8 protein-coding genes and 1 pseudogene are annotated in these 10,340 nt (G+C 62.9%); 7 read left to right on the top strand and 2 right to left on the bottom strand.

What is annotated here, in order from left to right; translation table 11 throughout:
- The 3 genes from I8N66_RS32565 to groL all read left to right on the top strand — a co-directional run.
- A partial coding sequence (locus I8N66_RS32565) for a hypothetical protein (RefSeq protein WP_291163195.1) occupies positions 1-979 on the top strand: 979 nt, incomplete at its 5' end.
- A gap of 135 nt (positions 980-1,114) precedes the next feature.
- Positions 1,115-1,348 (top strand): hypothetical protein, encoded by a 234-nt coding sequence (locus I8N66_RS32560; RefSeq protein ID WP_057252607.1) that lies wholly within the window; start codon positions 1,115-1,117, stop codon positions 1,346-1,348.
- Positions 1,349-1,460: 112 nt separating this feature from the next.
- Positions 1,461-3,086 (top strand): chaperonin GroEL, encoded by a 1,626-nt coding sequence (gene groL / locus I8N66_RS32555; protein WP_291163190.1) that lies wholly within the window; start codon positions 1,461-1,463, stop codon positions 3,084-3,086.
- A 14-nt stretch (positions 3,087-3,100) separates the two neighbouring features.
- On the opposite strand, the gene I8N66_RS32550 is transcribed toward groL, so the two are convergent.
- Entirely contained in the window at positions 3,101-3,751 is a 651-nt protein-coding gene (locus I8N66_RS32550) for a TetR/AcrR family transcriptional regulator (RefSeq protein ID WP_291163187.1), read from the bottom strand.
- A 66-nt stretch (positions 3,752-3,817) separates the two neighbouring features.
- Between I8N66_RS32550 and I8N66_RS32545 the strand changes: the two genes are divergently transcribed.
- Positions 3,818-5,020, top strand: a complete 1,203-nt coding sequence (locus tag I8N66_RS32545) for a serine hydrolase domain-containing protein (protein WP_291163184.1) — start codon at positions 3,818-3,820, stop codon at positions 5,018-5,020.
- Positions 5,021-5,095: 75 nt separating this feature from the next.
- Here the strand turns inward: I8N66_RS32545 and aspS are convergent, their stop codons facing one another.
- The gene (gene aspS / locus I8N66_RS32540) at positions 5,096-6,883 is read right to left on the bottom strand and encodes an aspartate--tRNA ligase (protein ID WP_291163181.1); all 1,788 of its coding nucleotides are present in this window, start codon (positions 6,881-6,883) and stop codon (positions 5,096-5,098) included.
- Between the two features lie 319 nt (positions 6,884-7,202).
- On the opposite strand from aspS, the gene I8N66_RS32535 reads away from it, so the two are divergent.
- From I8N66_RS32535 to I8N66_RS32525, 3 genes and pseudogenes are all read left to right on the top strand, one after another.
- Positions 7,203-8,444, top strand: a complete 1,242-nt coding sequence (locus tag I8N66_RS32535; protein WP_291163178.1) for an MFS transporter — start codon at positions 7,203-7,205, stop codon at positions 8,442-8,444.
- Positions 8,445-8,543: 99 nt separating this feature from the next.
- Positions 8,544-9,944, top strand: coding sequence for a multicopper oxidase family protein (locus I8N66_RS32530; protein WP_291163175.1), 1,401 nt, complete (start codon positions 8,544-8,546; stop codon positions 9,942-9,944).
- Positions 9,945-10,022: 78 nt separating this feature from the next.
- Positions 10,023-10,340, top strand: a pseudogene (locus I8N66_RS32525) (ribonuclease D); the annotation flags it as partial.

Raw genomic sequence — 10,340 nt, 5'->3', positions numbered from 1 at the left:
GAAGATTGCCAAACGAAAGGCCTGGAGCTTTACAAGCGAAGGCCGACCGACCTTCGCCGACGCCCTTTCGGGACGCGAGGGTTTCAATGCATTCCGACGCTATTGGGTGACGGATAATCTCTGGAACCTCGCGCATCTCGCCGGCCATTTCGGGATGAAACTGCTGCCAATGGACGCCTGCTCCAACCTTGGGGCAGCGCTCGGTCTTTTTGCCGTGCCTCGCTTCCACAAGGTGGCATCGCAGCGCGCGCGCGAGACGATCCGCGCACTGCGGCCCGATCTCGACGCGGCCGGGCAAGAGGCGCTCTTTCGCGAGAATTGCCGGTCACAGGGTCGGCTGATGACCGAATTCTCGGTCGTGAACCGGCTGCAAAACAACCGTGATCGGCTGACGTTGAACGGCCTCGACATCATCGGCGAAGTGGCCAAGACTGGGCCTGTGATCATCGTCGGCATGCACCTCGGCAACTGGGAAGTTGGCCCGACTGTGTTGCAGAGCATCAATGTGCGCCCCTATGCCTTCTATCTCCCGCCCAACGGCCGTGCCAAGGCCTGGATCGCCGAGCGCGTTCGCAGCAAAGCCGGATTGCGGTTTCTGCCGCCGGGCATGGAGGGGATCCGCCCGGCGATCAAGATCCTGAAGAACGGCGGCGTCGTCAGCATGTTCTGCGACGAAGGCTTTGGCGGCATGATCCGCGGGCCGTTCTTCGACCGCAAGCCACATCAGGAAGGCAATTTTGCGCTCGCCATTCGCCTAGCGCGCATGACGGGTGCCACGATCTGCCCCTGGTACGGTGTGCGCACCAAGGGATTCCGTTTCGAATGCCGGGCGCTGGAGCCCATCCGGCTACCGGCTTCCGATGACCCCAACGCCCGCCTCCTGGACGATATGCTGCTGTTGAACAACGCGATCGAGCCCATCGTTCATGCGCATCTCGACCAATGGTACTACCTCGACAACGCGCTTCGGCCGGAATGACGACCTCTTGGTTTTTCGCCGGCTTGGCTTCCATGATATGATCAACGCTTGATGCCTTCGGACCCCGGCCTATTTACCTTGGGCGGGGATCCGAGGTCCCCGCATTCCTGACCGATAAAACGGAAGGAGGAGTCCATGGGACTGAAGCATGCGGATATCACCGCCATCCTTGGCCCGGTCGACGAGACATTGATGGCCGAATTGCTTGCGACGGGCGCCACGGCGGGTGAACTCGCCGAAGCTATTGCCTGGGTCAACAACGACGAAGCGCTGATCGGTGAAGGCCGCCACCTGCCGGCCGGCCGCGTTGCGGCATTGATCGATATCCTGACGCCGGACAATGACGAGGAACGGGACTTCGCGACGTAGCCGAACAGGCAGCAAGGCGTGCGAAGGTTTTCGATTGCAGGCAAGGCTGCCCCCTCGCTCGGCGGGCGGCGGGAGCATGAGGCCACGTGTTTTGTGTTGAGGGAGATCCACAATGGCAGCCAAGGAAGTCAAGTTCAGTAGCGATGCCCGCGATCGTATGCTGCGTGGTGTCGACATCCTCGCCGACGCCGTAAAGGTGACGCTCGGTCCAAAAGGTCGGAACGTCGTGATCGACAAGGCCTTCGGTGCACCACGCGTCACCAAGGACGGCGTATCGGTTGCCAAGGAGATCGAACTCGAAGACAAATTCGAGAATATGGGCGCGCAGATGCTGCGGGAGGTCGCGTCGCGCACCAGCGACGTCGCAGGCGACGGAACGACGACGGCCACCGTGCTTGCTCAAGCCATTGTCCGGGAAGGCATCAAGGCGATCGCTTCGGGCATGAACCCGATGGACCTCAAGCGGGGCATCGACCTCGCCGTCGAGGCGATCGTCGCGCAGCTGAAAACCCATGCCCGAAAGATCTCCAACAACGAGGAAATCGCGCAGGTCGGCACGATCTCGGCCAACGGCGACAGGGAAATAGGCAGCTATCTGGCACAGGCGATGGAGCGTGTCGGCAACGAGGGCGTGATCACCGTCGAGGAAGCCAAGACCGCCCAGATCGAACTCGAAATCGTCGAGGGGATGCAGTTCGACCGCGGCTATCTCTCCCCCTACTTCATCACCGACCAGGAAAAGATGCGCGTCGAGTTCGAAGACCCGTATATTCTCATTCACGAGAAGAAACTCTCCAACCTTCAGGCGATGATCCCGATCCTCGAATCGGTGATCCAGGCGAGCCGACCCTTGCTGATCATCGCCGAGGATGTGGAGGGCGAAGCGCTTGCCACGCTCGTCGTCAACAAACTGCGCGGCGGCCTGAAGATCGCCGCGGTGAAGGCGCCAGGCTTTGGCGACAGGCGCAAGGCGATCCTTGAGGACATTGCCATCCTCACGGGCGGTACGGTCATCTCCGACGATCTCGGCATCAAGCTCGAGAACGTGACGCTCGACACGCTCGGCCGCGCCAAGCGGGTCATGGTCGAGAAGGAGAACACGACGATCGTCGACGGCGCCGGAGCGAGAGCGGATATCGGCGGACGTGTCAGCCAGATCAAGGCGCAGATCGAAGAAACGACCTCCGACTATGATCGCGAAAAGCTGCAGGAGCGGCTCGCCAAGCTTGCCGGCGGCGTCGCGGTGATCCGCGTCGGCGGGTCGACCGAAGTGGAGGTGAAGGAAAAAAAGGACCGCGTCGACGACGCGCTGCATGCAACGCGCGCCGCCGTGGAGGAAGGCATTCTGCCAGGCGGTGGCGTCGCCTTGCTCAGGGTCGTCCATGCGCTCGACGGGCTCAAGGCTGCCAACGACGATCAGCGCGTCGGCGTAGAGATCGTGCGGCGAGCAGTCGAGATGCCCGTGCGTCAGATTGCAGAGAACGCCGGCGCCGAAGGCTCTGTCATCGTCGGGAAGCTAAGGGAGAACAATGATTTCGCCCACGGTTGGAACGCCCAGACCGGCGAATATGGCGATCTCTTCCGCATGGGTGTTATCGACCCGGCCAAGGTGGTGCGCGCGGCGCTTCAGGATGCGGCCTCCGTGGCCGGCCTGCTGGTGACGACCGAGGCTATGGTCGCCGAGAAACCGAAGAAGAACGGCCCCACGCCGCCGCCCGGCCCCGGCATGGATTTCTGACGCGCTCGGTACGCTCAGGAAGACGGATGCCGGTGACGCGCCACCTCGGCGATCGACAGTTCGGCGATCGACAGGAGTTCAACCTCGTTGGCGCCGTCCTGCGCCTGCACCGTCATGCCCTGGAGGATCGCGCCGACGAAGCGTGCAAGCCCGGCAAGGTCCGTGTCGGCACGCAATTCTCCGTCGACGACACCCTGCCTGAAGCGGCCCTCCAGCAGCGTCAGGGTCTCGCTGCGCAAGGCGGACACATGCTGTGCGATCGCTTGGTTCTCGACGGCGCAGGTCAGCACCGCGGTTGAGATCATGCAGCCCTTCGGCCTGCCGGGAACCGTGAACTCGTGCGCAGAGGCGCGCAGCATCTTGCCGATCACCTCTACCACATGTCCTTCGCTGGCGAGATTGCGGCCCGCCGCCGCGCCCGCCTCCCGCCGATACTGTTCAAGCGCCTCGCGATAGAGATCTGCCTTCGAGGTGAAGGCGGCGTAGAGGCTTTGCGGCGTAATCCCCATGGCGGCTGTGAGATCGGAGATCGAGGCCCCCTCATAGCCGAGTCGCCAGAAGGTATCGCCGGCTGCAGCCAGAGCCACGTCGCGGTCGAAGGCGCGCGGCCGTCCCCGGCGGCGAACGGATGATTCTGCGGATTCATTATTTTTCACAATGGTCACTCTAGAATTCCCTCGCAACCTGACGTATTCAGGAATGGTCATTGTGATTATAGAGGGATTTGTCCGATGAGTCTCCACCTGAAAGAAGCTGCGCTCCTCGCCTTGCTGCTTGCCTCCCCTGCACTGGCCGAAGATCAGAACGCATCTCTCGGCGCACGGCTCGACCCGGTGATCGACCAAGCGATCGCCGACAAACGCATCGTCGGGGCCGTGATCCTGGTCGCCCGCGACGGCGAACTCGTCTATGCCCGCGCTGCGGGCCTCGCCGACCGGGAGGCTGGCCGCGCGATGAAGGAGGACGACATCTTCCGCTTTGCCTCGGTCACGAAACCCTTCGTGACGGCGGCGGCCATGCGGCTTGTCGAAGAGGGCCGGATCACGCTTGACGATCCGGTCAGCAAGTGGCTCTCGGACTTCAAGCCGACCTTTGACGGCAAGCCGGCGACGATCCTTGTCCGCCACCTGCTCAACCATACGGCGGGGCTAGAATACGGCTTCTTCCAGCCACCCGGCGGCCTCTATGCCAAGGCCGGCGTCTCCGACGGTCTCGATCTCACGAACATCTCGCTCGACGAGAACCTGAAGCGTCTCGCCAGCGTCCCGCTCGCATCCGAACCGGGCAAGACCTTTCGCTATTCGCTGGCGATCGACGTGCTTGGCAGCGTCATCGAGAAAGCGACCGGCAAGACGCTCGACAAGGCCGTCAACGAACTCGTTGTCGCCCCGCTTTCCCTCGCCGACGCCGGCTTCTCGTCGAAGCCATCGGAGCGACTGACCGCCGCCTATTTCGATGCGTCCCCTGCTCCGAAGCGCATGGAAGGAAGTGTCGCGGTGCCGATCGGGGAAGGCAAGCTGACGTTCTCGCCGGGCCGTATCCTCGACGCCAAGCAATTCCCCTCGGGTGGGGCCGGCATGGCCGGTACGGCCAAGGATGTGCTGACGTTCCTCGAAGCCATCCGCAAGGGCGGCAGCCCTATCCTGTCGGCAGAGACCGTGAAGAAGATGACGCAGGACCAGACCGGTGCGGAGGCTCAGACGCAGGGTCCCGGTTGGGGCTTCGGCTATGGCTGGGCCGTGCTTGTCGATCCCAAGGCCGGCGCCACACCGCAATCGAAAGGCACCATTCAGTGGGGCGGCGCCTATGGGCACAACTGGTTCGTCGATCCGGTCGAGAAGATCACCGTCGTCGCCATGACGAATACCACCTTCGAAGGCATGTGGGGGCCATTCACCCGTGATGTTCGCGACGCAGTCTACGGCAAACGCTGAACAGATCGACCGCATCAAAAGAAAAGCCCGGCGAGACGATCGCCGGGCTTTGTTTTTCATCGGGTCCGTTCGACCTTAGTCCTTCTTCTGCGGGATCGGGCGGAGCGCCAGTTCACGCAGTTGGGCCGGCGTCGCTTCGGACGGCGCGCCCATCAGCAGATCGACGGCCTGCTGGTTCATCGGGAAGATCGAGATCTCGCGCAGGTTCTTGGCGCCGACGAGCAGCATGACGATACGGTCGATGCCGAAGGCCATGCCACCGTGCGGCGGTGCGCCGTACTGGAATGCCCGGTAGAGGCCGCCGAACTGGTCTTCGACCTCCTGCTGCGACTTGCCGGTCAGCTCAAACGCCTTGACCATCACTTCCGGCAGCTGGTTACGGATCGAGCCCGAGGCGATCTCAAAGCCGTTGCAGACCATGTCGTACTGGTAGGCCTTGATCGACAACGGATCTTCGCCGTTGAGCGCTTCCAGGCCGCCCTGCGGCATCGAGAAGGGGTTGTGGGCGAAGTCGATCTTCTTTTCGTCTTCCAGCCATTCGTAGAACGGGAAGTCGACGATCCAGCAGAATTCGTAGCGGTCGCGGTCGACGAGGTTCAGTTCCTCGCCGGCGCGGGTGCGGGCTTCGCCGGCAAACTTGTAGAACTTCGCGGGGTCGCCGGCGACGAAGAAGCAGGCGTCGCCGTCGTCGAGGCCGAGCTGCGTGCGGATCGCATCCGTGCGCTCTTCGCCGATGTTCTTAGCGAGCGGACCGGCGCCTTCGAGCTTTTCACCTTCCTTGCGCCAGAAGATGTAACCGAGGCCCGGCTGGCCCTGGCTCTGCGCCCAGGCGTTCATGCGGTCGCAGAAGGCGCGCGAGCCACCGGTCTTGGCCGGGATCGCCCAGACTTCGACCTTCGGGTTCGACGCGATCATGTTCGCGAAGACCTTGAAGCCGGAGCCGGCGAAGTGCTCGGTGACGGCCTGCATCTCGATCGGGTTGCGCAGGTCCGGCTTGTCGGAGCCATACTTGCGGATCGCCGTGTCATAGGGGATGCGCGGGAATTTCTCGGTCACCGGCTTGCCATCGGCAAACTCGACGAAGATGTCTCGGATGACCGGTTCCATGGTCGACCAGACGTCTTCCTGCTCGACGAAGCTCATTTCCAGGTCGAGCTGGTAGAACTCGCCCGGCAGGCGGTCGGCGCGCGGATCTTCGTCGCGGAAGCACGGTGCGATCTGGAAGTAGCGGTCGAAGCCGGCAACCATCAGGAGCTGCTTGTACTGCTGCGGCGCCTGCGGCAGGGCGTAGAAGCTGCCCGGATGGATGCGCGAAGGAACCAGGAAGTCGCGCGCGCCTTCCGGCGACGAGGCCGTCAGGATCGGGGTCGTGTATTCGGTGAAGCCGACATCGCCCATATGGCGGCGCATCGACGAGATGATCTGGGTGCGCTTGACGATGTTCTTGTGCAGCGTGTCGCGGCGCAGATCGAGGAAACGGTACTTGAGGCGCACGTCTTCCGGATAGTCGGGCTCGCCGAAGACCGGCAACGGCAGTTCCTTGGCGGCCGAGAGAACTTCGATCTCCTGGGCGTAGAGCTCGATCTCGCCGGTCGGCATGCCCTTGTTGACGGTGTCGTCGGTACGCGCCTTGACGATACCGTCGATGCGGATAACCCACTCGCCGCGAACGGTTTCCGCGACCTTGAAGGCCGGGCTGTCCGGATCGGCAACGACCTGGGTCAGGCCGTAGTGGTCACGCAGGTCGATGAAGAGTACGCCGCCATGGTCGCGTACGCGATGGACCCAGCCGGAAAGGCGAACGGTGGAGCCGACGTCCGACTTGCGGAGGGCGGCACAGGTGTGGCTGCGGTAACGATGCATCGTCTTATCCCGGAATTGCAAAGAGCCGCGCAGGCTCGCTGGAACGGCGCGCGGCAACATGGTCAAAATCGGGCGGAAAAGCGCATGATGCGCAGCCTTTGTCAAGCCGCGCGACCGCTGCCGCCCCCGATGAAGGTGCGTTGTAAACGAAGGAAACGGCCAGTCCAAGGCCGCTTGTGGCAGGAGCAAGCCGAAATGCCGCGAAAAGAACGGCAATCGTCACAATTCGGGACTGTCCGGCGGCAGAATGCGGGGCTACACATTTGAAGGCCCGCATTGATCCCCGAGTCGCGGCCGATTTCCGGATGTCGCCTGCCCCATGTCTCAGATTCGCCCGCTCATCCCCCTTCTCGCTACTGCAGGCATCCTCATCGGCGGCAATGGCCTGCAGGGCACCTTCATCTCGCTTCGCGCACTGGAAGAGGGCTTTTCGACATCGCTGATCGGCGTGATCGGCGCCGGATACAACATCGGCTTCGCGCTCGGCTGCGTCTATGTCACGCGCATCCTGCGATCGATCGGTCACATCCGCACCTTCTCGGCCATGGCGGCGATCGCTTCGGCCGCGGCCATTTCGATGGTGCTCGTCATCAATCCATTGATGTGGTTCCTGATGCGGCTGCTCGCCGGCATCTGTTTTGCCTGCCTGTTTGCGACCGTCGAAAGCTGGCTCAACGCCAGCGTCACCAATGCCAACCGGGCGCGCACGCTTTCCGTCTATCGCCTCGTCGATCTCGGTTCGGTGACGGCGGCGCAATATGTCATTCCCGGCATCGGTCTCGAAGGCTTCGAACTCTTCGCCATCATCTCCATGGCGCTGACGCTGTCGCTCGTGCCGATCTCCTTTGCCGACCGATCAAGCCCGGTCGCGCCGGAAGCGATCCGTTTCGACGTCAAGGCGCTCTGGAACATCTCGCCGCTCGCGACCGTCGGCTGCATCGTCGTCGGCCTGACCAACGCGGCCTTCCGCTCGCTTGGCCCGATCTATGCGCAAGGGATCGGCCTGTCGGTGACGGCCATCGCCACCTTCATGAGCGCCGGCATCATCGGTGGCGTCGTGCTGCAATACCCGCTCGGTCATTACTCCGACCGGCTCGACCGTCGGCTGATCATCCTGATCGCCACCTTCGGCTCGTTGCTCGCCGGCCTGTTCCTCGCCTTCGGCGCCGGCAACGACGAGTGGCTGAACTTTGCCGGCATCTTCCTCTTCGGCGCCTTTGCGATGCCGCTCTATTCGCTCTGTTCGGCGCATGCCAACGACCACGCAGCAGAGGGTCAGCACGCGCTGGTGTCCGCCGGCATGCTGTTCTTCTGGTCTCTTGGCGCCATCATCGGGCCGCTGTTTGCATCCTTCCTGCTCGAGATCTTCGGACCGCAGGCGCTGTTCATCTATACCGCGGCCATCCTCTTCCTGTTCATGCTCTACACCCTGCAGCGCATGACGGCGCGCGCGCCGGTGCCCGCACAGGAGCGCGCGATGCCGTTCCGCAATCTTCTGCGCACCTCGTCCTTCTTCAACAAGCTTGCGGCCAGCAACAACCACAAGCGCAAGGACGGTTGACCCCGACCTGCGGCAAGATGCGCGCTGTTGAAAGAATTGCTGAATTCGACAATCAGGTTTAGAACCTGCAGCCACGCAACCAGTGCCGAGACCGCCGACATGCCTGTCATCAATCGCCGTACCTTTCTTCAAGGCTCTGCCGCGCTGGGAGGTGCCTTTGCGCTCGGCGCCGGCATGGCGGCGCGTGCGGGCACCGCGCCTGATCCGCAGCTTCTCACGGCGCAGCTGATCGACGCGAAGATCGCCAGCGAAGGCGTGACACCGAAAGTGATGACCTACGGACTGGGTGAGGCCGAAAACAGCGGCATGCCACCAGTCCTGCGCATGCGCAAAGGCGAGCCCTATGCCGCGCGCCTCATCAACCGGCTGGACGAACCGACGACGGTGCACTGGCACGGGCTCAGGATCGCCAACGCCATGGACGGGGTGCCCGAGTTGACGCAGCCCTATGTCTATCCGGGCGATCCTTTCGACTACGTGTTCACGCCGCCCGACGCCGGCACCTTCTGGTACCATCCCCACTGCAACACGCTGACCCAGATGGGCGCCGGGATGACCGGCGTGATTGTCGTCGAGAACCCTGAGGATCCGGTGTTCGACGCCGAAATCGTGCTCAACCTGCGCGACTGGCGGCTTGGCACAGGCGGCGCCCTCATCGATCCCTTCAAGCCGCGCGATGCGGCACGCGGCGGCACCTACGGCACGGTGCGTACCGCCAACTGGCAGCAGGAACCGACCTACGACGCGCCCGCCGGCGGCCTGGTACGCGTGCGCATCGCCGCAACCGATGTCACCCGCATCTATACGATCGGCCTCGACGGCGCGCCGGCAACGGTGATCGCGCTCGACGGCAATCCGGTCGACAAGCCGTTTGCGCTCGACCGCTACGATTTCGGCCCGGGCCAACGCGTCGATCTTGTCGTGCGCATGCCCGATGGCGAGGGCCAGACGGTTGCGCTCGGCAATTTCCGGGGTTCGCATCCCTGGACGATCGCGCGCTTCCGGGCGACCGGCGCTTCGTTCAAACGTGATCTCAGGGATGTCGCCCCCCTGCCCGCCAACCCGGTCGCCGAAGCGGACCTCTCCACCGCAATCCGCGTGCCGATCGAGCTGACGGCGACCGCCGAACACAAGGCCGCGCCCTCGATCTGCGGCTCGCTCGGCTATACGTTCTGGGCGATCAACAAGGTGCCGTGGCCAGGCGACACTCCCGACCCGATCGCGCCGATCGAGGAAATGAAGCTCGGCAAGAGCTATGTGCTGCAGGTCGCCAACCGGACGCCGCACGCCCACCCGATCCATCTGCACGGCTTGAGCTTCCGCATCCTCAACTCCAACAAGCGAACCTTCCTGCCGCCGCCGACCGACACGATCCTGCTTTTGCCCGACGAACAGGCGGAAGTGGCGCTGGTGGCAGACAATCCGGGCGATTGGGTCATCCATTGCCACATCATCGAGCACCAGAAGACCGGCATGACGGGTTATTTCAAGATCGTCTGAGAATTTCGATTGTGACAGATGCCGCGAAGGGTTACACGAAAATCCAAGCCGCATTTTTGCCACAGTGATTTAAATCTGATGATTGAAACAACCGCAGACCTTGAGGCCGCCTGCCAGCAGCTGGCCCGCTCAAATTATATTACGATTGATACCGAATTCCTGCGTGAGACGACCTTCTGGCCGGAGCTCTGCCTGATCCAGATGGCGAGCCCGGATCTTGCCGTCATCGTCGACCCGATGGCCAAAGGCATCGACCTCGCTCCATTCTTCGCGCTGATGGCCAATCCTGAGGTCATCAAGGTGTTCCATGCAGCGCGCCAAGATATCGAGATCATCTTCCATCTCGGCAACCTCATTCCACACCCGATCTTCGACACGCAGGTCGCGGCCATGGTT

It is taken from the genome of Ensifer sp. SSB1, assembly GCF_016652895.1.
Taxonomy (GTDB): domain Bacteria; phylum Pseudomonadota; class Alphaproteobacteria; order Rhizobiales; family Rhizobiaceae; genus Ensifer.
Note: the sequence above shows the minus strand (reverse complement) of the source record. Positions and strands in the feature narration are given on the sequence as shown.

What these genes read in the sequence shown, in the direction of transcription:
- I8N66_RS32560 (WP_057252607.1), top strand. Translation starts at nt 1,115, where the DNA reads ATGGGACTGAAGCATGCGGATATCACCGCCATCCTTGGCCCGGTCGAC.
- groL (WP_291163190.1), top strand. Translation starts at nt 1,461, where the DNA reads ATGGCAGCCAAGGAAGTCAAGTTCAGTAGCGATGCCCGCGATCGTATG.
- I8N66_RS32545 (WP_291163184.1), top strand. Translation starts at nt 3,818, where the DNA reads ATGAGTCTCCACCTGAAAGAAGCTGCGCTCCTCGCCTTGCTGCTTGCC.
- aspS (WP_291163181.1), bottom strand. Translation starts at nt 6,883, where the DNA reads ATGCATCGTTACCGCAGCCACACCTGTGCCGCCCTCCGCAAGTCGGAC.
- I8N66_RS32535 (WP_291163178.1), top strand. Translation starts at nt 7,203, where the DNA reads ATGTCTCAGATTCGCCCGCTCATCCCCCTTCTCGCTACTGCAGGCATC.
- I8N66_RS32530 (WP_291163175.1), top strand. Translation starts at nt 8,544, where the DNA reads ATGCCTGTCATCAATCGCCGTACCTTTCTTCAAGGCTCTGCCGCGCTG.